The sequence below is a fragment of the Mycobacterium parmense genome (assembly GCF_010730575.1).
GTDB lineage: Bacteria > Actinomycetota > Actinomycetes > Mycobacteriales > Mycobacteriaceae > Mycobacterium > Mycobacterium parmense.
The window spans coordinates 4,279,707-4,303,316 of the sequence record NZ_AP022614.1; the positions used below are offsets into that span (position 1 = coordinate 4,279,707).

The 23,610-nt window shown below is 67.4% G+C and carries 21 protein-coding genes; 9 read left to right on the top strand and 12 right to left on the bottom strand.

What is annotated here, in order from left to right; translation table 11 throughout:
• Nucleotides 1–87: 87 nt before the first annotated feature.
• Nucleotides 88–1,698, top strand: a complete 1,611-nt coding sequence (locus G6N48_RS19755) for an MFS transporter (protein WP_139825889.1) — start codon at nucleotides 88–90, stop codon at nucleotides 1,696–1,698.
• 57 nt (nucleotides 1,699–1,755) lie between these two features.
• Here G6N48_RS19755 and G6N48_RS19760 read toward each other — a convergent pair whose 3' ends face one another.
• Both G6N48_RS19760 and G6N48_RS19765 read right to left on the bottom strand, forming a co-directional pair.
• Nucleotides 1,756–2,904, bottom strand: a complete 1,149-nt coding sequence (locus tag G6N48_RS19760) for an oxidoreductase (protein WP_085270471.1) — start codon at nucleotides 2,902–2,904, stop codon at nucleotides 1,756–1,758.
• 48 nt (nucleotides 2,905–2,952) lie between these two features.
• Nucleotides 2,953–3,438 (bottom strand): redoxin domain-containing protein, encoded by a 486-nt coding sequence (locus G6N48_RS19765; protein ID WP_085270472.1) that lies wholly within the window; start codon nucleotides 3,436–3,438, stop codon nucleotides 2,953–2,955.
• A 100-nt stretch (nucleotides 3,439–3,538) separates the two neighbouring features.
• Between G6N48_RS19765 and G6N48_RS19770 the strand changes: the two genes are divergently transcribed.
• Entirely contained in the window at nucleotides 3,539–4,192 is a 654-nt protein-coding gene (locus G6N48_RS19770; RefSeq protein WP_085270473.1) for a TetR/AcrR family transcriptional regulator, read from the top strand.
• 50 nt (nucleotides 4,193–4,242) lie between these two features.
• Here G6N48_RS19770 and G6N48_RS19775 read toward each other — a convergent pair whose 3' ends face one another.
• The gene (locus tag G6N48_RS19775; protein WP_085270474.1) at nucleotides 4,243–4,533 is read right to left on the bottom strand and encodes a hypothetical protein; all 291 of its coding nucleotides are present in this window, start codon (nucleotides 4,531–4,533) and stop codon (nucleotides 4,243–4,245) included.
• Nucleotides 4,534–4,737: 204 nt separating this feature from the next.
• On the opposite strand from G6N48_RS19775, the gene G6N48_RS19780 reads away from it, so the two are divergent.
• Nucleotides 4,738–6,678, top strand: a complete 1,941-nt coding sequence (locus G6N48_RS19780; protein ID WP_085270475.1) for a potassium transporter Kup — start codon at nucleotides 4,738–4,740, stop codon at nucleotides 6,676–6,678.
• 7 nt (nucleotides 6,679–6,685) lie between these two features.
• Here G6N48_RS19780 and G6N48_RS19785 read toward each other — a convergent pair whose 3' ends face one another.
• Together G6N48_RS19785 and G6N48_RS19790 are read right to left on the bottom strand one after the other, a co-directional pair.
• Complete coding sequence (locus G6N48_RS19785; RefSeq protein WP_085270548.1) at nucleotides 6,686–7,372, bottom strand: class I SAM-dependent methyltransferase; 687 nt, start codon at nucleotides 7,370–7,372, stop codon at nucleotides 6,686–6,688.
• A 56-nt stretch (nucleotides 7,373–7,428) separates the two neighbouring features.
• Nucleotides 7,429–7,791, bottom strand: a complete 363-nt coding sequence (locus G6N48_RS19790) for a PAS domain-containing protein (RefSeq protein WP_139825896.1) — start codon at nucleotides 7,789–7,791, stop codon at nucleotides 7,429–7,431.
• Nucleotides 7,792–8,147: 356 nt separating this feature from the next.
• Here G6N48_RS19790 and G6N48_RS19795 point away from each other — a divergent pair, with 356 nt between their 5' ends.
• Nucleotides 8,148–8,621, top strand: coding sequence for a GtrA family protein (locus tag G6N48_RS19795; RefSeq protein WP_085270477.1), 474 nt, complete (start codon nucleotides 8,148–8,150; stop codon nucleotides 8,619–8,621).
• 40 nt (nucleotides 8,622–8,661) lie between these two features.
• Nucleotides 8,662–9,846 carry an MFS transporter gene (locus G6N48_RS19800; RefSeq protein WP_085270478.1) on the top strand — a complete coding sequence of 395 codons (1,185 nt, stop codon included), beginning with the start codon at nucleotides 8,662–8,664 and terminating at the stop codon, nucleotides 9,844–9,846.
• Here G6N48_RS19800 and G6N48_RS19805 read toward each other — a convergent pair.
• Nucleotides 9,839–11,095 carry an MFS transporter gene (locus tag G6N48_RS19805; RefSeq protein WP_085270479.1) on the bottom strand — a complete coding sequence of 419 codons (1,257 nt, stop codon included), beginning with the start codon at nucleotides 11,093–11,095 and terminating at the stop codon, nucleotides 9,839–9,841. The two genes, G6N48_RS19800 and G6N48_RS19805, sit on opposite strands and share 8 nt — an antisense overlap.
• Before the next feature lie 290 nt (nucleotides 11,096–11,385).
• On the opposite strand from G6N48_RS19805, the gene G6N48_RS19810 reads away from it, so the two are divergent.
• The gene (locus tag G6N48_RS19810; RefSeq protein WP_085270480.1) at nucleotides 11,386–12,171 is read left to right on the top strand and encodes a COG4705 family protein; all 786 of its coding nucleotides are present in this window, start codon (nucleotides 11,386–11,388) and stop codon (nucleotides 12,169–12,171) included.
• A gap of 61 nt (nucleotides 12,172–12,232) precedes the next feature.
• Here the strand turns inward: G6N48_RS19810 and G6N48_RS19815 are convergent, their stop codons facing one another.
• Entirely contained in the window at nucleotides 12,233–13,888 is a 1,656-nt protein-coding gene (locus G6N48_RS19815) for an NAD-dependent malic enzyme (RefSeq protein WP_085270481.1), read from the bottom strand.
• A gap of 796 nt (nucleotides 13,889–14,684) precedes the next feature.
• Here G6N48_RS19815 and G6N48_RS19820 point away from each other — a divergent pair.
• Nucleotides 14,685–15,758 carry a GGDEF domain-containing protein gene (locus G6N48_RS19820; RefSeq protein WP_085270482.1) on the top strand — a complete coding sequence of 358 codons (1,074 nt, stop codon included), beginning with the start codon at nucleotides 14,685–14,687 and terminating at the stop codon, nucleotides 15,756–15,758.
• Between the two features lie 5 nt (nucleotides 15,759–15,763).
• On the opposite strand, the gene G6N48_RS19825 is transcribed toward G6N48_RS19820, so the two are convergent.
• The 3 genes from G6N48_RS19825 to G6N48_RS19835 all read right to left on the bottom strand — a co-directional run bounded on the left by G6N48_RS19825 (nucleotide 15,764) and on the right by G6N48_RS19835 (nucleotide 17,993).
• The gene (locus tag G6N48_RS19825; RefSeq protein ID WP_139825890.1) at nucleotides 15,764–16,021 is read right to left on the bottom strand and encodes a hypothetical protein; all 258 of its coding nucleotides are present in this window, start codon (nucleotides 16,019–16,021) and stop codon (nucleotides 15,764–15,766) included.
• A 136-nt stretch (nucleotides 16,022–16,157) separates the two neighbouring features.
• Nucleotides 16,158–17,060: a class I SAM-dependent methyltransferase gene (locus G6N48_RS19830; RefSeq protein ID WP_085270484.1), complete on the bottom strand. Its 903-nt coding sequence runs from the start codon at nucleotides 17,058–17,060 to the stop codon at nucleotides 16,158–16,160.
• Nucleotides 17,061–17,144: 84 nt separating this feature from the next.
• Nucleotides 17,145–17,993 (bottom strand): helix-turn-helix transcriptional regulator, encoded by an 849-nt coding sequence (locus tag G6N48_RS19835; protein WP_085270485.1) that lies wholly within the window; start codon nucleotides 17,991–17,993, stop codon nucleotides 17,145–17,147.
• A gap of 113 nt (nucleotides 17,994–18,106) precedes the next feature.
• Here G6N48_RS19835 and G6N48_RS19840 point away from each other — a divergent pair, with 113 nt between their 5' ends.
• Entirely contained in the window at nucleotides 18,107–19,045 is a 939-nt protein-coding gene (locus G6N48_RS19840; protein WP_085270486.1) for an SDR family NAD(P)-dependent oxidoreductase, read from the top strand.
• A gap of 331 nt (nucleotides 19,046–19,376) precedes the next feature.
• Nucleotides 19,377–19,709 (top strand): DUF732 domain-containing protein, encoded by a 333-nt coding sequence (locus G6N48_RS19845; RefSeq protein ID WP_085270487.1) that lies wholly within the window; start codon nucleotides 19,377–19,379, stop codon nucleotides 19,707–19,709.
• A gap of 27 nt (nucleotides 19,710–19,736) precedes the next feature.
• On the opposite strand, the gene G6N48_RS19850 is transcribed toward G6N48_RS19845, so the two are convergent.
• Together G6N48_RS19850 and G6N48_RS27945 are read right to left on the bottom strand one after the other, a co-directional pair.
• Nucleotides 19,737–22,337 (bottom strand): helix-turn-helix transcriptional regulator, encoded by a 2,601-nt coding sequence (locus G6N48_RS19850; protein WP_085270488.1) that lies wholly within the window; start codon nucleotides 22,335–22,337, stop codon nucleotides 19,737–19,739.
• A gap of 126 nt (nucleotides 22,338–22,463) precedes the next feature.
• Nucleotides 22,464–23,600, bottom strand: a complete 1,137-nt coding sequence (locus G6N48_RS27945; RefSeq protein ID WP_169718452.1) for a catalase family protein — start codon at nucleotides 23,598–23,600, stop codon at nucleotides 22,464–22,466.
• Nucleotides 23,601–23,610 lie beyond the last annotated feature (10 nt).

Sequence of the window (23,610 nt, forward strand, 5' to 3'; positions counted from 1 at the left end):
GTCCGACAGCACTTTTCGACGGTCTTCGCCCTTGACACCGGGGCGTCGCCCGGTGGCGGGTCGCGCCCCGCGGCCCGCGGTTCCGTGGTGAACCAAGAACAGCAGCACGCCGACGTCGAACAGCCGTCGTCGTGGGCGCCGTTGCGCAACAGGGTGTACCGTGCCCTGTTCATCGCGCAGTTCGGTTCCAACATCGGCACCTGGATGCAAAGTGTGGCGGCCCAGTGGTTCCTGGTGGAAAAGCACAGCAGCGACGTCATCGTGGCATTGGTCCAGACTGCAAGTCTTGGGCCGGCGCTGCTCCTGGGCCTGTTCGCCGGCGTGCTCGCCGACCTGTTCGACCGACGCCGCCTGCTGATATTTCTGCAGTCCTACGCGGTTTTGGTGGCGCTGGCCCTGGCGCTTGTGACGTACCTCGGCCGGCTCGGCCCGACATCGCTGTTGCTGTTCACCGTGGCCATCGGGTGCGCTTCCGCGCTGACAGGGCCCGCCTGGCAGGCGATACAGCCCGAGATCGTTCCGCGCGAGCAGATACCGGCGGCCGCGACACTGGGCAGCGTTTCGGCGAATTCCGCGCGAGCGATCGGACCGGCGATCGGCGGCGTCGCGGTGGCAATGGCCGGTCCGGCAGCGGTCTTCGCGATCAACGCGGTGTCGTTCGCGCTGATCATCGTCGCGTTGCTGACATGGCAACGGCCCAAGCAACGGGCGCCCATCGAACGGGAGCACCTGGGTCAGGCCGTTCTCAGCGGACTGCGATTCGTCCGCAACGGCCCGGTATTCCGCAGGATCCTCTTGCGCGCGGCGCTGTTCCTGTTTCCGGCCTCGGCTCTGCTGGCCCTGTTGCCGATCGCCGCCGCGCGGACGTGGAACCTTGGCGCGAGTGGTTACGGTCTGGCGCTGGGGGCCATCGGTCTGGGCGCGGTCCTCGCTGTCGTGGTGGCCGCGCCGCTACACCGACGGGTGTCGGACAATGCGCTCCTGGCCGTGTGCGCCGCCGTGTACGGCCTTGCGCCGATGGCGGCCGTGTGGCTGCCCTTCGCCGCATCGGCCCCTACCTTGGTGCTCTCAGGGATGGCGTGGCTGCTCACCCTGACGACGCTGAACGCGGCGGCACAGCTTACGTTGCCGCAATGGGTTCGGGCACGGGCGCTTTCGATATACCTGTTGGTGTTCACAGGAACGCAAGCCGTCGGGTCGTACTTCTGGGGCCTGGTCGCCACGCACGCCGGGTTGGCTGCCGCTCTGCTGTGGTCCGGGATCTTGTTGGTTGTCGCCGCCCTCAGCGTTGCCGTGCTTCCGCTGCGGCCGGCGACCGGGAAGCTCAGCGTCGAGGTCTCGACGGCCTGGCCGACGCCGACGATCGCCTTCGAACCGTGTCCGGACGACGGACCCGTACTCGTGACGGTCCGGTATCGGGTGGCCAAGGAGAACCTCGAGAAGTTCGTCAAGGCGATGAGCGCGGTGAGGCGATCCCGGCTGCGGACGGGGGGCCACAGTTGGCGGCTGTACGAGGACATCGGGCAGCCCGACTCGGTGCTCGAACGGTTCACGGTGGCGTCCTGGAGCGAATTCGAACGCCAGCGCACCGAGCGCTGGCTGGGTTATGACTCCGAAGGGATCGAGCAGGCAATCCGCTATACCGTCGACGGCGACCGACGGCACGGTTACTACGTCGCCCTGCGAGTACCCCGATGACCAGGTCGACGTCCACGATGGTGAAGCGGTGACCGCCCTCATGCGCCTGCGCCGCTGTTAGTCCACTGCGCCGGCCTCGGGATCGGTGAACTCAACGGCGACTTCCCAGTCTTTGAGGTTCGCGACAGGTCCGAACAGGTCGGCGGGCAGGTCGGGCGACAAGGGCTCGCCCCTGAGGACGCGATGCGGCCAATCACGGTTGGCCAAAGCAGGTTTGGCCAGGGCGACGACGTCGGCGGCGCCCGAGTCGATGATCTCGGCGGCATCGCGCGGGTCGTCGAGGTGGCCGTTGGCGATGATCGGCAACCGGCTGTATTTCTTGGCGAGCTCCGCCAACGTCTTGACGTCACCGATGAAAGCCGGTGCGAGAGCGCGATATTCGGTGATATGAAGGTAGTCGATGCCCGTGTCGGACAGCGCGGTGAAGATGGCGGACGCGTCATCCTCGCGCCCCGCCCACCGATGATGATTGTCGGAGACCTTTCCTTGCGAAATGCGGATACCGACGGCGATATCCGCCCCGACCGCGGCCACGACGTCTTGACAGACCTCGCGGGCCAGCCGAATTCGGTTGGTGACGTCTCCCCCGTAGCTGTCGGTGCGGTTGTTCATGTAGTCGGTGAGGAATTCGTCGAGCAGGTATCCGTTGGCGCCGTGGATCTCCACACCGTCGAAGCCTGCGTCGCGCGCGAATCGGGCTGCGGTGACGAATGCGGCGCGGACTTGCCGGATCTGCTCGGCGGTCATCGCCTCGGGAATCTGGAACGGGCCGGACCCGCGGTACATGGCCAGCTGCTTGCCTTTCGGACGCACTGCCGAGGGTCCCCAGGTGGCGGCGGAGTGGGGGTTGCCCTGTGACTGGCTCCCCGCGTGCATCAGCTGGGCGAAGAACCTCGATCCAGCGGTGTGGACTCCCTCGACGATCCGTTGCCACGCCGCGGCTTGGGTCGGATTTGCGATCCCGGGCTGGAAGAAATATCCCTGGCTGGTCTGGTCATCGATGTAAAGACCTTCGGTGATCAACAGCGCAAAGCCGCCGTCGGCGAAAACCCGGTAGTAACTGCCTATCCGATCGGTGGGAACCCCGTCGGCTGTCGCACTTACCCGGGTCATCGGCGCCAAGGCGACACGGTTGGCCAGGTCGACTTTGCCGAGCGCTGTCGGTTCGAAAAGAGACTCGTATCGCGTGCGCTGCCGGTCAGGCATGAATTCAGTCACCTCTGTCTTCGAATTGCGATCGAAGTTCGTTGCCGCTCAGCGCGCTTGCGGGTGCTCGGCCAAGTAGCGGATGAAACCGACCACGTCTTCGGCGACGAGCCGCCCGATGGCCCCGCTCGAGTAGACGGCGAGGCGAACCGTTGCATCCGGCGCCAGTATGAAGCCGGTCGATTGCAGATAGTGCGGATCGTCGTTGACGTAGGCAGCTGTCGCCGCGGCGACCTTGCCGGCGTCGGCGCTGTGGCCGACCGGAAACTGCAACCGGCGCTTGGCGACGAGCGCGGCAGACGTCTCCTCGTCATCGACAGAGAAGGCGACGACCTTTACGCCGAGTTCGCCCAGGGTGTCGAGCGCCCGCGAGAAAGCGGCGAGCTGCGCGTTGCAGTACGGGCACCACGACCCGCGGTAGATCAAGATGACGCCGTAGGAGCCGGCGAGGTCGCCGGGCAGGGCCATCATGCCTCCACCGACGACGGGAATGCTGAGCGCGGGGAAGGGCTCGCCATAGTCGAGTCGCGGCATCGGCGTCCTTCTACGATGGTTGATTCGCTACTCGGCATCATGGTGCGACAAAACTGGACTGGCAATGACAATGCGGACGCAGCGCGGATATTCTGCGGCCGTGGTGTCGAAACAGGGTCGTCCCGCCGCGCGGCTGACCGATCGCGGCGCGGCCACCAAAGCCCGCATCGTGGCGGGAGCGGCGTCCCTTGTCCGAGAGCGTGGGGTGGCGGGGACGAGCCTGGACGCCGTCATGGCCGCCACCGGCACCAGTAGGTCGCAGCTGTATCACTATTTCGACAACAAAGACGCGCTTATCGGCGAGGTGATCAAGACCCAGTTCGGCCGCGTCATCGCGGCGCAGGAAACGTTGCTGCGCGAGATCTCCTCTTGGGAAGGGCTGCAGCGGTGGTGCGATCACCTGGTGACCATGGTCGGCGAGACGCACGGAGTGGGCGGCTGTCCACTGGGCTCGCTGGTGAGCGAGCTTGCCGACCGATCTGAATCAGCGCGACAGGAATTGGCGCGGTCCTTCGCCGAATGGCAGTCGTATCTTTCCGCGGGCTTGGCGGCCATGCGCGACAACGGCGAACTCGCCGCGGAGGCCGACGTAGACGATCTCGCGCTGACGATGATGAGCGCGCTGCAAGGCGGGCTGCTCATGGCGCAGGCCACGCGCAGCGCCCGTCCTCTTCGGCTCGCCCTCGACATGGCGCTCGGGCACGTAGCCGGTTACCGGTGCAGCACTTCCGAGCGCAGCAGCGCCGGGGGCTGAACGTCTACGGCCAAGACGCCGTCACATCAATCCCGCTGGGCCGCAACGAATCACGCCGCGTGATGCCCACGCAGCGGCGAGCTGCCCGATGCGTGTCCCGGCATCGAGAGCACGGGGAGGTGCGATACTCCCGCCATCTGCGTGTCGCTTCTTTCCAAGCGCCGCTCGACCTTGCGATAGAGCCATGCGACGGCGGCCACGACTGCGGACGTCGCCACCAGTACGGCTAGCGCCTCACCGAAGGCGATCACCATGATCAAGCCGGCGAGAATCCAGAACGCCACGGTCTCGGCGCGGCGGCTGCGCTGCTCTGCCCCGATCGTCGTTGTCGCGTTGCCCATGTCCGCCTCGCTCTCGTCGTACCGCCATCCGGTGGCGTAGTACCTTCAAGAACGCCCCAGCGGGTGAAAGGCTGCCCGTGGGTGACCGACGTCACGGTGCCTGCGTCGCCGCGCGCAGCGCGCCGCGTCAGATGGTGCGGCGCCGCGATACGCCTTACGATCGACGGGCCGCGCCACCTCCCGCTACCCGGCAGAGGAACTCGCATGCCCACGCAGGTCAAGTCCGCGTTGCCACTTCGCGCGATCTTCGGAACCCGGCAAGCCCGCTCCTCGCTCGTCATCGGGGCGCTCGGCGTCGTGTTCGGCGACCTCGGGACGAGCCCGATCTACACGATCCAGACGATCTTCGATCCCCACGACCCCCATCCCATACCGGTCACCGCCGACAATATCTACGGCGTGGTCTCGCTGATCTTCTGGTCGGTGATGGTGATCGTCACGTTCACCTACGTCACCCTGGTGATGCGCGCCGACAATGACGGCGAAGGCGGCATCATGGCGCTCATCACCCTGGTTCGCCGGTGGGTCGGGCGGGGAAGCCGGCGAACGGCGATGACGCTGGCGGTGCTCGGTCTGTTCGGCGCGTCGCTGTTTCTGGGCGACAGCATGATCACCCCGGCGATCTCGGTGATGTCCTCCGTGGAGGGGCTCAAGGTAATCCAGCCGAGGTTGGGCGACTGGGTCGTGCCCGTCACCGCGGCGATCATCGTCTGTCTTTTCGCCCTACAGAGTCGAGGCACCGCCGCCATCGGGCGCGTGTTCGGGCCGGTGATGGTGTTGTGGTTCACCTCGATCGGCGCGTGCGGTGTTCACGGGATCGCCAAGCAGCCCCAGATCCTGCGGGCGTTGTCACCGGTGTACGCGCTGACGTTCATCGGGGAGCACTTCGACACGGCCTTCTTCTCGCTGGCCGCGGTTGTGCTGGCGGTGACGGGCGCGGAGGCGCTCTACGCCGACATGGGTCACTTCGGTCGGTCGGCGATCACCCGGGGATGGCTGTTCGTCGTCATGCCGGCCTGCATGCTCAGTTACTTCGGCCAGGCGGCCTTACTGCTGGGTGACAAGAGCCTCGTCGGCGCCCCGTTCTTTTTGCTGCCACCGGACTGGGCTCGACTGCTGATGGTGTTGCTGTCGACGGTGGCGACGGTCATCGCCTCGCAGGCGGTGGTCACCGGCGCCTACTCGGTGGCGTCGCAAGCCGCCCAGCTCGGCTACCTGCCCAGGCTGCGGGTCGTGCACACCTCCGAGTCGACGATCGGCCAGATCTATGTGCCGTGGATCAACGGCCTGCTGATGGTGTCGGTGCTGATCCTGGTCTTCGCGTTCCGAAGTTCGGCGGCCCTGGCGTTCGCGTTCGGCATGGCGGTGACCGGGACGATCACCATCACCACGCTGCTGTTCTTCTACATCGCCCGCACGCGATGGCGCACGCCGTGGTGGTTGATCGTGATCGGCGCCGGCGCGTTATTGACGGTTGACCTGCTGTTTGTGGCGGCCAACCTGACCAAGCTGGTGCACGGCGCGTGGGTTCCGCTTCTGATCGGCGCGACGGCTTTCACGGTGATGACCACCTGGCAGCGGGGAAACGAGCTCGTCACGCTGGCGCGGGCGAAGGCCGAGGGTTCGCTGCGCGAATTCGTCGAAGAGATGGCCGCCTACCGTCCGCCTCTGGTGCGGGTCGCCGGGACGGCCATCTTCCTCAATCGCGGCAAAGAGAATGCGCCCCTCGCGTTGCGGGCGAACGTCGAGCACAACCACGTGCTCCACGAGCATGTGGTGCTCATGTCGATAGAAACGGTCCCGGCGCCACGCGTGCCCGACTCGGAGCGGTTGGAGGTCGACCCGCTGGGCTACGCCCAGGACGGCGTCATCCACGTCACCGCGAAATTCGGATACATGGAACGGCCCAACATTCCAGGCGTGCTGCGCCTGCTGAACCCCCGACAGACGGAAGGCCCGATCGCCGTCGACGACGCCTCGTATTTCCTGTCGGAGCTCGAACTGAGGGCCGGCTCGGCACCAACCATGCCGGCATGGCGCAAGCGCCTCTTCGTGGCCACGTCGTACATCGCCGCAGACGCCGCCGAGTACTTCGGGTTGCCCATGGACCGCACCGTCGTGATGGGTGCGCGCATCGAGGTGTGACGGTACCTCAGCCCAGATGCGCCGAAAGCAGCCAAGCGCCAACAGATTTGCGGCCCTTGGGCTCGTCGCGGATGTCGGCGCCCGCGAAGCCCTCGAAGTGGGTCAGGAAGTTCTCGGGAACGCTGGCGTGAATGCGGGCGGGCCGGATCTCGTCGATCACCCAGTACTTGCCCACCGCGGCCCGCAGCTCGGCCTCGGTCACGGCGTTGACCGGTCCGGCCGGCATGCTGTTGCGGTCGAAGACCAGGACGAAGTAGGAGGCTCCCGGCGCGGCGGCCCGCACGATCGACTGCTGGTAGCCGTCGCGCAGCTCGACCGGCATCGAGTGGAACAGCGTGCTGTCGACGATGGTGCCGAAGCGCCCGTCGTGGCCGGTGAAGGCGCTGATGTCGGCGACGTCGAAGGTGGCGTTGGTCAGTCCGCGTCTGGCCGCCTCCTCGCGTGCCAACGCCACGGCCGTGGGGGACTGGTCGAGGCCCACCGTGGTATAGCCACGTTCCGCCAGATACAGCGAGACCGCCGCCTCCCCGCAGCCGGCGTCGAGCACGTCGCCGTGAAATTTTCCGGCCTCGATCAGGGCCGCGATCTCGGGTTGTGGTTCGCCGATGCTCCACGGTGGCCGGTTGCCCTCGCCCATGTCGGGATCATTGCCCTGGTAAGCGGCTTCGAACATATCTCGCGTTGGCTGAGTCATGGCGCCCACGGTATCAATGATCCTGATATATCTCAACCGGCCTTATATAGCACGCGTCACCGCTCGTTCTCCCAGAGATGTGTGGTGAGATCGCGAAATGCCGACAGGATGAAGCGGTCGTCGGCGCGCCGGAGGATCGACCGGCTCATCAGCGCCCGCACGATCGAACCGTCCCGGTGGATCAGCTCGACGACCATGTTGGTAACGGCGTGAGTGGCAGACACCAGAGCTTGCGGACCGGCGGTGTGGTGGAAGATTTGATCGAAGCGCAGCGACAGCAAGTCATCGGGTCTGCGGCCCAACATTTCACCGAAGGCGGAGTTGGTGAACAGGATGCTGCCGTCGTGCTCGGTGGCGAGCACAGGGACCGGAATGCTGTCGAGTGCGACCAGCGCGGGCAATTGCCTCAAAACAGCAATCGGGGACTGGTCGAGTTGCCGATTCGGCCGATGCCCCGTCGGTGGCTTGAGGGCGAGATGGGCGCGCGAGGCGCGCGCTTGCGGACTCGAACCGCTAGGCGGCACTGCGCTGGATGCAACCGGCTTGGCGGCCATCGGGGCACCTCCTGACACGTTCCGCGGCGAGATGGTCGATGCCGGAAATCATGCGGGCGCGAGCATGCCTCGCGCACGCGTAGCGGACTACCTGTTTTCGGCGGCGAGGTACCTGGGATGCAGACCGAAGATCGAGTGGTCGCGCCGCTGTACGGCATCGCCGCTCCCGGAGTTAGCCAACTGATCACGCGGCCGATACCCGGCCATGGCACCGTACCCGTGTGCAAACCGGATCGCGAACCAGCGCAACGCAGCTGGTCGACCGATTTCACCAGACGTGCGAGCGGGTTGTCGCCCGGTTTCCCCTGGGGCTCGACTCGATCGTCGCACCCACCTTTCTGGGCTTCTGTCTGATCAACGGCCTCACCTTCGCCGTCGACCTGGCGATCCTGACGGGCTTGCACAGCCTGCTCCACCTCCCGGTGCCGGTCGCCGTCACCACCGCCTACGCCTGTGCGTTCGCGCTCAGCTACGCGCTCAATCGCATCTTCAACTTCCAGTCCCACGCGCCGGTCGGTCAACAGGTCGCGATCTACGTGGTGGTTGTCCTGGTCAATTACCTGGCCTTCATTCTCGGGTTGACCAGCGCGCTGGCGGCCCTAGGGGTGCAATATCAGGTGTCGCGAATAGCGGCAGGGATCTGCGAAGCGGTCTACATGTACAGCGCAATGCGGTGGGTCGTCTTCCGCCGCTGATCTTCGCGTTGCCCGGTCCACCGGGCTAGGTTGTCCGACGATGACCGTTCGTGAACCGCAGGGGTGGCTCACCCCCAACCTTTGGGTGCTGTCGCTGGTGTCGTTGCTGCAGGACGCGGCGAGTGAACTGCTGTATCCGCTGCTGCCGATCTATCTGACGACCGTGCTGGGCGCGCCACCCTCAGTGGTCGGCGCGGTCGAAGGCGCCGCCGAAGGCGCCGCTTCGTTGACCAAGGTCGTGTCGGGTCCCTTGGGCGACAGGTTCACCCGCCGCCCGCTCATCGCGACCGGCTATGGGACGGCCGCGCTGGGTAAGCTGATCGTCGCGGCGGCCGGCGTCTGGCCCGGGGTGCTCGTCGGACGGGTCGTCGATCGGCTGGGAAAGGGCCTCCGCGGAGCCCCGCGTGACGCGTTGCTGGTGGAGGGGGTGAAGCCGGCCGAACGCGGCCGGGTGTACGGGTTTCACCGCGCGATGGACACCCTCGGCGCCGTGATCGGGCCGCTGCTCGGACTCGCCGGGTACGAGCTCTTCGCCCACCAGATCCGTCCGGTGCTCTACCTGGCCGTGCTCCCCGCGGTGCTGAGCACGCTCTTGATCGCGTGGGTACGGGAACGGCCACGGGTTCAGCCCAAGGCGATCCGGCCGAGCATGCTCGCCGGCGTCCGGCGGTTGCCGCGCCGATATTGGGGTGTGACCTCCTTCCTGGTCGCGTTTAGTTTGGCGAATTTTCCGGACGCGCTGTTGTTGTTGCGGCTCAAGCAGATCGGCTTCTCGGTGGTCGGCGTCATCTTGGCTTATGTCGGCTACAACGCCGTCTACGCGATCGCGAGCTTCCCGTCCGGGGTGCTGGCAGACCGTCTCGGCCGGCCTGCGGTGTTCGGGACCGGGTTGGTGTTCTTCGCCGTCGGCTACCTCGGGTTGGGCCTGACCACCGACCCCACCGCCGCCGGGGTGCTGATCGCCGTGTACGGGCTGTTCACCGCCTGCTATGACGGCGTCGGAAAGGCTTGGATCTCAACAACTGTCGCCGAAGACCTGCAGTCCAGCGCCCAGGGCCTGCTGCAGGGCTTCAACGGGCTCGCAGTGCTGGCGGCGGGACTATGGGCCGGCTTGCTGTGGGGAGCCGACGGGCGGTTGCCGTTGTTGCTCTCGGGCGTCGCCGGCGCGGTTTTCGCGGTCGTGCTGCTGGGCGCTCAAGCCGGCAGCCGGCGTCAGCTCACCTGACGCCGGCCGACGTGCGGTCGCCCTCGGGGCGTCGGGCCTGCGCATCGTCCAATCCGTGCGGCATGAGGCGCGTCGGCACCAGCGGGATCGCCGCCAGCGGGAACAACCCGCACAGCGCCCACGCCGCCGGATACGCAGCCGCCGTGATCAGCGCGCCGACGAGAGGAGGCGCGGCGGCCGCCATCAGCCGCTGGGTGGTGTTTTGCATCCCCAGCGCTCGTCCGCTCCAGAATGGCCCGGCAAACTCGGTGATGGCGGTGGCTTCCAGCCCGTTGTCGAGCGACGCGATCACCGCGATCACAACCATGAGCACCACGTCGAATCTCGATCCGCTGCTGTCGGTGAGCGCCAGCAGCAGCAGCGCCCCGGTGGCGGCGATGGCGATCAGGCGCACCGGGCGCATCCTCGACCCGATGCGATCAGACCACCGACCGACCGCGACGCGGCCGAGCGCTCCGAGCAGTTGGGACACGGTGACCAGACCGCCGGCCGCTGCCACGGACCAGTGATGATGATCCATCAGCCACACCAGCATGAAGGTCACGGTCACCGTCTGAGGAACCATCAGCAAGCCGGCGACCGCGTGGATTCGCCAGAGCACCGGCGATCCGCGATAAGGGTTGGCGAGTTCGCGTTCGCTGGCGACGCGGCGGGATTTGCGCGGTGGATCGACGATTCCCAGGACGCTGGCAACGGCCGCCACGGTGCACACCAGCGCGAGGAACATCAACCCCGGACGAACGCCCCGTTCGGCCAGTTCGGGGACGATGAGCGCGCCCAGAGCGATGCCGAGCGGTTGTGCGGTCTGCCGGATCCCCATCGCCAGGCCCCGTTGCCGTGTGGGGAACCACGCGGACACCAGGCGGCCGCCGGCGGTGTTACAGCTCGCGGCAGCCATGCCCCCGAGAAACAGAAAGACGCCCACCCACAACATCGAATGGACCGATGCCGCGGCGTAGGCCGCCGTCGCAGTGAGCGCCGAGCCCACCGCCAACACCGTCCGCTCACCGACGCGGTCCAGCACACAGCCCCACAGAACCAGCGTGAGCACCATGCCCCAGCTCGGCATCGACGACAACAAGCCGGCTTCGGTCAGCGGGATGCCGCGGTGAGCCTCGAGCGAAGGGATCAGGAAGGCAACACCGTTGATGAACAGGAACGAACTCGCCGTTATGCCCACCGATACGGCCATCACCGACCATCGAGCACCCGCACCAATCTGGTGTGTGGCAGCTGGATCCGTCTGCATACATCCATCTTGGCACGACGGACAGTGCCACCACGGCCTGCGAACCGCGAAACTTATTGAATCTTAAGCTGATTGCTAAGCAATGGTCAGGGCCGTAGCGGTCGTTTGAGAGGCCCCTAAAGGGAAAAAGGTTGCACGGCTTGATCGTTGACGTCCCAGGGGCGCTTCGCGCCCCGGCGCCCGGGCATGCGAAATCATAGCTGACTGCCAGCTTCTCTAATCATTCACGCAGGTTTGGCGCCCACGGTTATCGTGGGCGTGACCAACGACGAGCCGGGAAGACTGCGACGATGAGCGACGACACGAAGCAAGTGCTGGCCAAGGTGCCGGCCGTCACCCTCGGCTTCTGGGTGATCAAGATCTTGGCGACGACGCTGGGTGAAACCGGCGGTGACACCGTCACGATGACGCTGAACTGGGGGTACGTCGCCGGGGTTGCGCTGTTCGGTGTCGGCCTACTGGTGCTGGTCGCCGCGCAAATCTTCGCGAAGCGCTTTCATGCGTCGCTATACTGGGCGACCATCGTGGCGTCGACGACGTTCGGCACGGCGCTGGCCGATTTCGCGGACAGGTCACTGGGAATCGGTTACACGGGCGGATCCCTTCTGCTGGCCGGTTGCCTGATAGTGACCCTCGGTCTCTGGCGCTGGACGCAGGGAACCGTGTCGGTGAGCACCGTGTCGACGCCGAAAGTGGAGGCCTTCTACTGGGCCACCATCACCTTCTCGCAGACGCTGGGCACCGCCCTGGGCGACTGGCTGGCCGACACTCGTGGATTCGGGTACGAGCGCGGCGCGCTGATCTTCGCCGCCGGCCTCGTCGTGGTGGTGGCCCTGTACTACTGGACCGGAATCTCCCGCGTCGTCTTGTTCTGGGTTGCCTTCGTCCTCACGCGGCCCCTGGGCGCGACCGTTGGTGACTTCCTCGACAAGCCGGTGGCCGACGGCGGCCTGGCCCTGAGTCGCCCACTTGCCTCGGCGGTCATCGCCGCACTGATCGTCGCGTTGCTCATCGTCCTGCCGCAACGCCCGGGGCGCCACCCCGGTCGCGCCGGGGACGTCGTCACCGAGTCCTGACGACCGTCTTCGTCAAGGCCGCCGTCCTTCCTCGTGGGGTGAGTACCGCCCTGGCGGCAAGTCACGCCGACGTCTCCGGATATTCAGCCGTCCAGCGGACCTCGTCGATGCGGCCGGCGAGTTCCTGATCGCTGCGCTCGGGGGCCACGCCGTCCGCGACGGCCTGCACGGCAACGGCGTGGGCGATGCGCACAGCGATGTCAGGGACGTCGGCCCAGTCCGGTAGCAGGGGCTGGTCGGGGTCGGTCAGGGCGGGTGACGCGTCGCCGAGGGTCGCCGCGGCGACCCGCATCATCTCGTCGGTGACCCGGCTCGCCTGCGCGGCGGTCACCGCGAGCCCCATCGCGGGGAAGATGTAGACGTTATTGCACTGCGCGATACGTTTTTCCACGCCGTCGTGCTGCAGGGGAGCGAATGGCGAGCCCGTGGCGATCAGCGCCCGCCCGTCGGTCCAGTGGTCCAGTTCGGCCGGGTGCGCCTCGGCGCGGCTCGTCGGGTTGGACAGCGGGAAGATGATCGGGCGATCGGCCTTCGCGGCCATCTCGCGCACGATCTCCTCGGTGAATGCGCCGGCCGCGGTGGACAGCCCGAGCAGGACGCCGACGTCGACGTTGTGCACGACATCGGCCAACTGGGCCGGCCCGGACAGCTTCCAATCGGCCACGCGGTCGGCGGGCTGGGCGAAGTCGCGCTGTCCCTCGGAGAGATCGGTGCGGTCGTCGGTGAGCAGCCCGACGACGTCGACGACCCAGAGCCGCTCTCGGGCCGCACGCTCGGAAAGCCCCTCGTTGACCATCTCCCGCCGGATCATGTCCAGCACGCCGATGCCGGCGGAGCCCGCCCCGAGCATCACGACCTGCTGTTGCGACAGCGGCCGGCCGGCCACCTTCGCGGCGCCGTGCAACGCACCTAGGGTGACGGCGGCGGTGCCCTGGATGTCGTCGTTGAAGGTCAGCAGCTTGTCGCGGTAGCGGGCAAGGATCGGCTGGGCGTGCGCGGTGGCGAAGTCCTCCCACTGCAGCAGCACATCCGGCAGTTGCTCGCGCACCGCGGTGACGAACTGGTCGATGAATTCGTAGTACGTGTCGTCGTCGATGCGCCGGTGACGCCAGCCGAGGTATTGCGGGTCGTCGAGCAGTTCGACGTTGTCGGTACCGACGTCGAGCACGATCGGCAGGGTGCGGGCGGGATCGATACCGCCGATGAGGGTGTAAAGCGAGAGCTTGCCGATCGGGATACCCATGCCGCCGATCCCCTGGTCGCCCAAGCCGAGAATACGCTGCCCGTCGGTCACCACGATCACGTCGACGTCGCGGTGGGGCCGGTTGCCCAGCACCTCGCCGAGGCGGTCGCGGTCGGGATAGGAAACGAACAATCCTCTTGGGCGCCGGTAGATTTCGCTGAAACGCTGGCAGGCCTCACCGACGGTGGGCGTGTAGACGACGGGCAGGGTCTCGGGTATGTGGTCGCTCAGCACGCGGTAGAACAGCGTCTCGTTGCGATCCTGTAGGGCGCGCAGATAGATGTGCTGGTCGAGACCGTCTCGGCGAGTTGAGAACTCGTGCCAGCAGTGCGCGGCCTGTTCGTCGATGGTCTTCACCGCGGTCGGCAGCAGGCCCAGCAGTCCGAACTTCCGCCGCTCGTCTTCCGTGAAGGCCGTGCCCTTGGTCGTCAGAGCGTCGAACAGCCTTGCTTGACCACGTTTGTCGTCGGACATCGAGAAAGCCCTTCTGCCGTGGAATTCGGCCGATGCGGCGCTTTGCCTCCGCGAGACAACCAGAAGCTACCGCAGGGAATCCACCGGCGTCGAATCCTTCGGTCACGGGTCAGCTACTCTCGGCGGCCGGGCGCACCGCGGACATGCGGCGTTCATCGCCGGTTTGACCGCGGTTCGGGATGACCATGTCCACAACACGGTTCGGTGGGTGCCCCTCAGCCGGGGCGGTTGGCGCGCAGGGCGGCCGACTCACGGCAGATCACTTTGGACTCCCTACGCGCTCTGCGCGCGCGCCTGCGCAACTGTCGCGCGAATGCCGTCGCGTAGTCGGACTGCCCGATGTCGGGTACGTCGGATTGCCGGCTGGCGACGCGTGACCGGTAGGCCTTCTGCCGGCACGCGCCCGAGCAGTAACACGCGTCGGAGCGACCGTGGAACCGCTTCCCGCATACACAACATCGCAATTCTGACGCGCCCACCCCTGGAACGTTACATTTATTCGTAACGTCAGCCAAGGGCGTTCTCAGCGATTTCGTCCCCAAAGCGAAGCCCTGGCAACGGAGTAGCATTTTCGCCCGGGAGTTTGTGAATACCGCCAACGGCCGGAAATTCTGAGCGTAAAACAGGAAATGGCCGAAGGCCGGTGACGAGGTTGGCGATGCGCTAGCCGCTGCGGGCGAATTGCACCGCCCGAACGGGCGAAGGGGGAGTCGATGCACCGCCACCCCGGTCCCTGCGGATCGGCCGATCGCAAGCACCGCGAATCCTTCCCGCAGGACGGTCGGAGGTTCGTCGGGTGACGGCGCCTCTGAGAGCGTGGTGGAGCCAGCCCGACCAGTTCGACTGGATCACCTCGTTCCTGCTGCAACGCGGCATGCTGCGGCCGGCCCGCATGATCATGTCCGTCGTCGCCGGATCCTCGGCGTTGGTGCCGCTGACTGTGCTGCCCAGCCAGAGCCATCCGACCGCTGTCCAGGTGGTCACCGCTGTGTTCGGTGCGGCGGTCACCGTCGGCATGACCGCCATGTGGCTGACGCGATGGCCGACGCGCAGGCAATCCCAGGCCGGCGCGGTGATCGGGGCGTTGTGCATCGGTGGGTGGAGTCTCATTCAGCCCACTGCGGCGCTGGCCGCGCTGGCGTGTACGGCCATGGCGGTGACCGGCGGCTACATGGCGTTCTTCCACAGCCTTCGACTGCTGCTCGTCAACGCGCTGGTAGCGACCGTGCTCGCCGCCACGGTGGTGCTCAGGCTGGCCATAGAGGTCAACGTGGCCACGGCCGTCTCTGCTCTGTGGGTCATCAATTTCGTCAACTTGTCGATCCCCCTGGCGATTTGGGGCATTTCGCAGGCGATGGGCTTGTACGCACAGCGCTCCGAGGAGGACGCTCTCACGGGCTTGCTCAACCGCCGGGCCTTCACGGCGGCGGTCGCCGTTCGGTTGGCGAATCCACCCCAGGCGCACACGCACTTGGCGGTGGTGATGATCGATCTCGACAACTTCAAGCGCATCAACGACACGCACGGTCATCCGGCCGGCGACCGCGCCCTGCGTTCGGTCGCGGAGTTGCTGCGGGCCCACACACCTGCCGACGCGGTGATCTGCCGTGCCGGCGGCGAAGAGTTTTTGGTCGCGGTGACCGCTGCCGACGCGGACGTGTGGCCCTTGACGGCGCGGTTCTGCGACGCCTTCGCCGGACTCTCCCCGAAGATCACGGCGAGCATTGGCAGCGCCAGCACCGCGCTGCACCTACTGACCGGACCGGACGTCGCACGCCTGATCGACGAACTTGTCGTCAGCGCCGACAGGGCCATGTACGCCGCCAAACGCAACGGGGGGAACCAGGCTTGCCACAGCGCCCGTGCGTAGATCGTTCATCGGCGATCGGCCGGCGCCGGCAGGCCGGGCAACCAGGCGGTGAGGCCCTCCCGGATTCCTCGATCGATCTCCGCGCGCCGGGCCGGGCCGGCGGGTGCGGCGGACTCGCCGCATTGACAGCGGAGGCCGTCGAACGGGTTCTGGTCGGCTCCGGTCAGCCCCGGTTCTGCGGCGGCCGACGCGGCGCAACCGAGGCCACCGAATGCGACGGCGGCGCCGACCAGGAGCTTGGCGAGCAAGCGTGGAGTGAGCATGTCGGTAGGACGCGGCAACTCACCGATCCGGTTCACCCCGTGCGCTACTCGACTGGCTTCAGGCGGCTCTCGAACGTTGCATGAGGATGCCCTTGGCCTGGCCGATGAGGTCGCGGCCTTCGATCGTCGGTCTTTCTCAGCGAGCGAGCGTCGCGGTGAGGTAGCCGGACGCGCCCCCGAACGACGCCAGCTCGTCATCGGGTAACTCGAATCCGTGCGCCGCGTAGGCCTGCTCGGTCGTACGGATGTCGGTCCGCCAACCGTGCCCGGCGAGGTAGTCGGCGGCGGTATTGCGTTCGCCGGTGTAGAAGAGCTCGGCCAAGTTGATGTTGGAGCCGATGCGCCGCGACCGCTCGGTGAGCCTTTCGGCCCAGTCGGACGGTATGCCGCGCATGTCCAGGTGCTCGGTCGCTATCCGGCTGCCCGGAGACGAGAGCGCGGCGATGTTGTCGAACAAGCGGTCCTGCGCGTCCGGGGGCAGGTAGACCAACAGGCCCTCGGCGGTCCAGGCGGTCGGCTGCCGGGGATCGAACCCGGCGTTGGTCAACGCCGCGGGCCAATCGTCGCGCAGGTCGACCGCAACCGTTCGCCGCGCCGCGGTCGGCTCGGCCCCCAGGTCGCGCAGTGTCCTCGTCTTGAACTCGATGACATCGGGTTGGTCTATCTCGTAGACCACCGTTTGCGCGGGCCACGGCAGCCGGTACGCCCTGGTGTCCAGCCCGGAAGCCAGGATGACGGCCTGCCGGATGCCCGCGGCGGTGGCTTGCAGGAAGAAGTCGTCGAAGAAGCGGGTACGCACGGTGATCTGTTCGTCCATGGCACGGCGGTTCAGCAGGGGATCGCTGGTCTGCCCGAGCTCGCCGTCGATCAGCTTGACGAAGGTGTCGATACCTACGGCGCGGACCAGCGCGTCGGCCCAAGGATCGTCGAGAAGCGGTTCCGGTCCCTTGGATGCCATCGCGCGCGACGCGGCGACCGCGGTCGCGGTCGCGCCGACGCTGGACGCGAGATCCCAGGTGTCGTTCTCGGTGCGGCCCATTCGAAGCTTCCTCCCCGTGGCGTTCCAAGCATTAGTTAGGTCAGTTAAGCGATGGCTTCACTGTACGCCGTGTGGCCAAGAACCTCAGTCGACCAGGGATTGGGTGCCGAGAACGATTGCCAGAGAGAGGAGTTCGGCGTCCTTCGTGCCGGGTTCGGCGGTGTACATCATGATACGCAGGTCGTCGGCCGCAACGATGAGCGTGTCGCAGTCCAGCGCGATGCGACCGACGTCGGGATGGTCGATGATCTTGTGCCGAGCGAAGTCCTGATGCGGCTCCGGGACGGCGCCGGATTCCCAGAGTTCGGTGAACCGCGGGCTGCGCGCGGCGAGCTGGCGGATCAGTTGTTTCAACCGCTGGTCGGCCGGATACCGGGCCGAGGTGAGGCGCAGGTCGGCAACCAGTCCGGCCTCGAACACCGCACGCTCGTCGGCGGTGTGGACGGCGCGGGTGCCCGGGCCCACGAGGTTGCGCCAGACGCTGTTGCGCTCGACTCCCCGCCAGCTCGTCGTCTGGCCCATCAGCGCGTCGTACGGCGCGTTGGCGACGAGCAGTGTCCAGGTGGCGTCGTAGACGGCGACCGGGGTGTGGGCCAGGCGGTCGAGTAGGCGCTGCACGCTGGGCGTGATGCGGGAGGGTACGACGTCGAGGCCGGGCGTGACGTGCCCCGCGAGCAGGAAGAGGAGATCGCGCTCGGCGTCGGAGAGGCGCAGCGCCCGGCAGAGCGCCTCGACGACCTGGACCGACGGCGAGGTGGCCCGGCCCTGCTCGAGGCGGGTCAGGTAGTCGACAGAGATCCCAGCCAGCCCGGCGAGTTCTTCGCGACGCAGACCCGTCGCGCGGCGACGCCCTCCGACGGGAACGCCCACCGCCGACGGCCGCACCCGGTCGCGCCAGTGCCGCACCGTCCTGCCGAACTCCCAGGATTCCATCTTCCTACTGTGCTCGACGCGGACCCCGCGAGAAAGGTTCGGTCCTGGTACCGCCAGTCCTACGAAAACCGGACGACTGCCTGAGCGCCTGGTTCCCGACGAGACTCCTTGCCATGAACCCGATTGCATCCGGCTCCGTGCTCATCACCGGGCCGACCAGCGGACTGGGCAGGGCCACCGCATTGGCGCTCGCGCGTCGCCCCGCGGCCGAGCGCCCCGACTTGCTGTTGGTCGGCAGACCCGGTCGGCACCTGAGCGAGGTAGCGCGGGAGGCGAGCGCGGCCGGGGCGACCGTCCGCGAGATCGGTTGCGACCTTTCACGGCTCGCGGATGTGCGCAGCGCGGGGCAAACGGTCCAGCGGCTGCTGGACTCGTCCGCGGTGCGCCCCCTGCGCGGGTTGATCGCCAACGCCGGTGTCGGGATGATCGATACCCACACCACGTCGGCGGACGGGTACGAGCTGACCTTCGCCGTGAACCACCTTGCCCACGCCCGGCTCGTCGGCGACCTCCTCGGCTCCTTCGCCGCGCCCGCCCGCATCGTGCTGCTGGGGTCGAACACGTACCACCAGAACGTCTTTCGCCGCGTGCTGCACGTGCCGCCGGCACGCTGGCGCGATCCGATCGAGCTGGCCCGGCCCACACCCGCCGACGAGCCCGCCACACTCGAACTGGGCGGGATCGCCTACTCCACCTCCAAGCTCGCGATCCTTTACTACGCGCACGAGCTGCAACGCAGAGCACCGGCGGGCATCAGCGTGACGGTGTTCGAACCCGGGTTCATGCCGGGCACCGGCCTGGGGCGCGAGCGGGGTGTCGGCCTGCAACGCATCGGCCGCCTCGTGCAGCGCGTCCCAGGTGTTTCGTCGCCGGCGCGGTCAGGCCCGGCGTTGGCGTCGGTCGTGCTGGACGATCGCTGGGCGCATCTGCGCGACGGCGCGTTCGTCGTCAAAGACAGGGAGCGGGCGGTGAAGGCGTTCGCGCACGACCGAATCCGCGAGGCGCGCTTGTGGGAGGCCACCGCCGAACTGCTGGATTCCGCACGGGTCTGAGATGAGATCGCCGGCGCCCACTGCCGACTCAGCAAAGGTTCAGGCATTCGCCATTTGCGCGTAACTTTCCCTGGCAATCCGGTCACCGTGAGGGAAATTCCGGGCCGCTGCGCAAAGCAAGGCAGCTTTGCCGGTCTGCGCGGGCAGATCCGGTCTCGGGATGCGCGCGCATCCGGAACATGCTTCAATAACATCTGCCCGTAGGAAACAGTTGCATATATGCATCGTTGGCCCGAGGAAGGGTGGACAGCGCAGTCTTCACGCGCCTCGGCCGACGCGGGCCCGAGTCGATTTCCCGAGTTGATTCGATGTGAGAGGGAGCTGCACGGAAATGATCACGAAGAAGACGAGTGTCATCGCCTTAGGTGCGCTGCTGACCGCCCTGGTGGTGCCCACGGCCGTGGCGAGCGCCGACAGTACGGACGCGGACTTCAGCAATTACCTGAACTCGGCGGGCATCCACCTTGGCACCACCGCACAGACCGCGAAGATGGCGCAGGTGATGTGTCAGGACCTGGACGCCGGATTCACCCAGAACGACGAGATAACCCAGTTCACGGGCTCACATCGGCTGGATAAGGACCAAGCCCAGCTCTTTGTCGGTGCGGCCACGGCGGAATACTGCCCGAGTCACCACAATTCCAACAAGCCGGCCGCTAAGTGACGAGAGGGCCCGCCGGGTCCGGGCCGGTCAGGACCGGGGGCTGCCCGCCACGATCGCGGCGAGATCGTCGCGATCCGACACGTCCAGCTTGATGCATGCGCGGTAGATGTGGCCCTCCACGGTCCGCACCGAAACGTGCAGTCTGCGGGCGATTTCGCGGTTGGACAGGCCCTCGGCGATCATCGAGGCGATTTCCCGCTCGCGCGGGCTCAGCGGCAGCGGGCGCGCCGCCGACCGGATCGCCGGGGTGATGGCCCCGCCGCACAGGGCGGCCAGGTGTAAAGCCCGCCCGGCGGATTCGGCACTCCGGCGGCGCTGCCCGGCCTGATCGTGCATCGGGACCGCTTGCGCGGCGGCGTCGGCCGCCGAAAGCAGGAGTCCCGCGTTCTCGAAATCCCCGCTGACCGCGTCGAGGGCGTCCGCATCGGCGTCGGCGACGGCGGTGGCGTGGCGCAGGTACAGCTTGGCCACCGAGCCGTCCAATTCCGGGACGAGAGCCGCCAGCGGCTCCGCGACGCCGCGGTCCCCGAACCTGGCCGCATGATGGAGGGCTTCGGCTTCCAGGGCGTACTGCCCCGCCTGGCGGGCCGCCTGTGCGGCACGGCGCGCCGCCTCGGCCGCGGTTCGCTCGCCGCCGGCGGCCGCCTTGAGCCAGGCCTCGGCGATCATCCGCTGCGGCTCGTGCAGCTCCACCTGGCGTCCGGTGTGTTCGGTCGCGTCGTTGAGCACCCGTTCGGCCTGGCCGGTTTGACCCAGCGCGGCGTAGGCCCGCGCCAGCAGCAGCCGCCCCGGAAGCCGCCAGGGCAGCGACGTTTCGGCGTTGAGCGCGGCGAGCGCCTGTTCGATGGACGAGATCGCCCCGGGAAAGTCGCCGCGGTAGGTGGCGACCAGCCCGGCCGCGATCTTGGCGATCGCCCAGCCGAGAAACTGTCCCTCGGAGGAGAACTGGGTATATTCCGCGACCCGCCGGTCCGCCTGGTCGAGCTGTCCGGTGTGGGTCAGCGCCAGCACGTCGCAGTAACGGACCATGACGCGGATCATGCCGTCGGTCGGCTTCTGTTCGGCACGGCAGCGGGCGGCGATGGGTTCGTATTCGCTGCCGCGCCCGGCCACCGGCAGCGCCAGGCCGGCCGCGAAGGCCGCGAAGTCCACGGCCTGCTTGGGCGCATCGGGGTTGCTCAGCACCGCCTCGGCGGCGGGCAACCCGGTGTCGAACCGGTTCTCGTGCACCGCCATCGCCGCACCGGTCGCCTCGACGATCAGCCGCAGGGCCGGGTGGGTGACCCGCCGGTTGAGCAGAGCCAAGACCTCATGGGCCTGTTGTACCTGACCCATCGACCAGAAAAGGATCGACAGCCGCGGGATGCCCCAGAGGACGAGCTGCAGCTCGTCGAGATTGTCGGGTTCGAAGCTGGCGAGGATCGCGTCCGCCTCGCGTGGCCGCCCCTGCCACAGCAGCGCCCGCGACAGCAGCTCCGCCGCGCGCAAGCCGTCACCGCGCTCGAAAGCGCTGCGCGCCAGCTGTTCTCCCAGCGGTAGGTTGGCCAGGAACACGGCGTCCTTGGCCGCCGCCACCAGCAGGTCGTTGTCGGGGGGCTTGTCGCTGTCGATGGACAGCTGCGCCAGCCGAATCCGCTCCGCCGCCGATTCGATTCCTTGCGCGCTCAGCTCGGTGACGATGCGCCCGCGCAACTTGCGGGCCGATGCGGTGCCGATCCGGCGGCGGATCACCTCACCGTAGAGGGGGTGGCTGATCCGGGCGTTGACCTGATTGCCGTCCCGCACGATCCGCAGCAGGCCCTGCGCTTCCGCGGCGTCGACGGCCGCTTCGCCGGCCAGGTCGGACAGGGTGCCGATCTCGAGGGGTTCGCACAGCGCCAGCAACTCCAGCGCTCGGACAGCCGCTTCCCCGGCACGCTTGAAGCGGTCCTCCAGCAGGTCGGCGAACCCCGCCGACACCGTGGTCGGTCCGCGCAGCTGCCACACACCGTTGACGCTGCTCAGGGTGTTTGCCTCCAGGGCACCCTCGACCAGGTGCCGCAGGAACAACGGGTTACCGCCGGAGGCTTCCCACATGACTTCGGCGGACAGTTCCTCGAGGGTGCCGCCCAGCACCGTCTCGACCAGCGCGATGCTCTGCTGCTTGCTGAACGGCTGCAAGTCGAGCCGCTCCATATAGCCGTCTTTCCACAGCGACGTGACCGCGTCGGGAACGGGCTCCCCGCTGCGCACCGTGGCGACAATGTGCCCGGCGCCTTCGGCGGCGATCTGGTGCAGCAAAGTGGCCGAGAGCTGGTCGAGCAAGTGGGCGTCGTCGACGCCGATGACCGCATCCGAGCTGCTGACGATCGATCCGCGGGCTTGGCTCAAGAGGGCGATCGGATCGCGCGCGCCGGTGGAGCCGACCCACTGCGCGAACGCGCCCAGCGGGATGCCGCGCGAGGTTTCGGTGCATGCGGCCCAGTGCACCGGGGTGGCCAGCGCTTTTGTCACTGTCCGGGCCAGCGTGGTCTTGCCGACCCCCGCCGCACCGATCACGAGCACGCCGCAACCATCGACTCCGGTCAGGGCAGCGCGTATCGTCTGCTGCTCGACCGGGCGATCCAGCAACTGCCAACTGCCGGCCATGAGCGGAGTTTAAGTGTTGGCGGTCCGATCTGCCCGGCAAAAAAATCCGGCCAGACGGAAAATTTGCCGACGAGATGGGGTGCGGTTTGTGGTTGGCGGCCCCCACCCAGCCGCCGGCACGGTGGGTCAGTCGGGCAGGTCGCCGTGCGTGGGCTCCAACGACCGCGCACGGTTCTTCCGGTGCCGGAACTGGCTGGAGGCGTCATAGACACGCAGCTTCATGCGGTTGATCGGCCCCAGCGGCCGGTGGGCGCTCAGGCCACGCCAGGAGTTGAAGGCGAGCACCTCGTCACCGAAATATCTGCGCGCATCGGTGTAGGGATTCTGCTGCGGATACGTCAGCGTGGCGACGCGCACGTAGGGAGACTGCGTTTCCGGCCACTCGACGGTGGCATCTTCGATCGGCATGCTGGCCAGGTCGGTGCACAGCTGGGCGCACAGGTGATACTCGGCCGCCTCGGTGCTGAAGAAGTCGACCATCATTTCCCGGTAGGCCTCGGGCCCGGCCGTTCGCGACAAGGGTTGGCCGGCGAAAGGCTTGAGGTTGGCCGAGCCCGGCACGACTTTGAACTTCGCGACGTAGTCGCCCCACCGGATCGGTGCCGCGGAGAAGAAGTCCATGCCCAGCATGTTGTCGTTGGGGGCGATGAACACCTGCATGGGCAGCGGGAGGCGCCTGCCCAAGAAAGCGAGCAGCGGTTCGGCGAGGCGCAGCACCCAGATGACAAACGCGAGCTGGCGGTCGGACAACCGCACCAGCAGCCCGGCCAGCGGCATGCCCTTCTCGAGATAGTCCTTCACGTCCTTGAACGGGAATTCCTTATGGGTGACCAGCAGGAAGTCCTGGGTGTCCGCGTCGTCGTCGGCCAGGCAGCGCTCCCCCGTCACGCCGAGCACCTTGATCGCCAACCCGTGCACGCCGCGGACCTGGTCGCTGCGCAGCACTCCGGCGGTGCTCGACAGCCGCGCGATCACCTCGTAGGTGGCGGCGTCGGCGAAGAGGCCCTGCTTGAGTTCGACCGGCAGGTCGCCCTCGATGGTCAGCCTGCCGCGCAGGATGGCGTGGCTCTTGGCATGCGCGTCGCGCAGCGCGTGCCCGTATCTGCGGTACACGCGCTCGTTGGCACGAGTCAATTTCTCGATGATGCGGGCGATGTCGAGGTCTTCGCCCGGGGCGGGCTGTTCGAGACGGTCGCTATAGCGCAGGTAGGGCGAGGGCGCGTCTCCGGGCGGGGCGCTGACGGCGGGGGCCGGCCGCGCCACCAACGGCGCC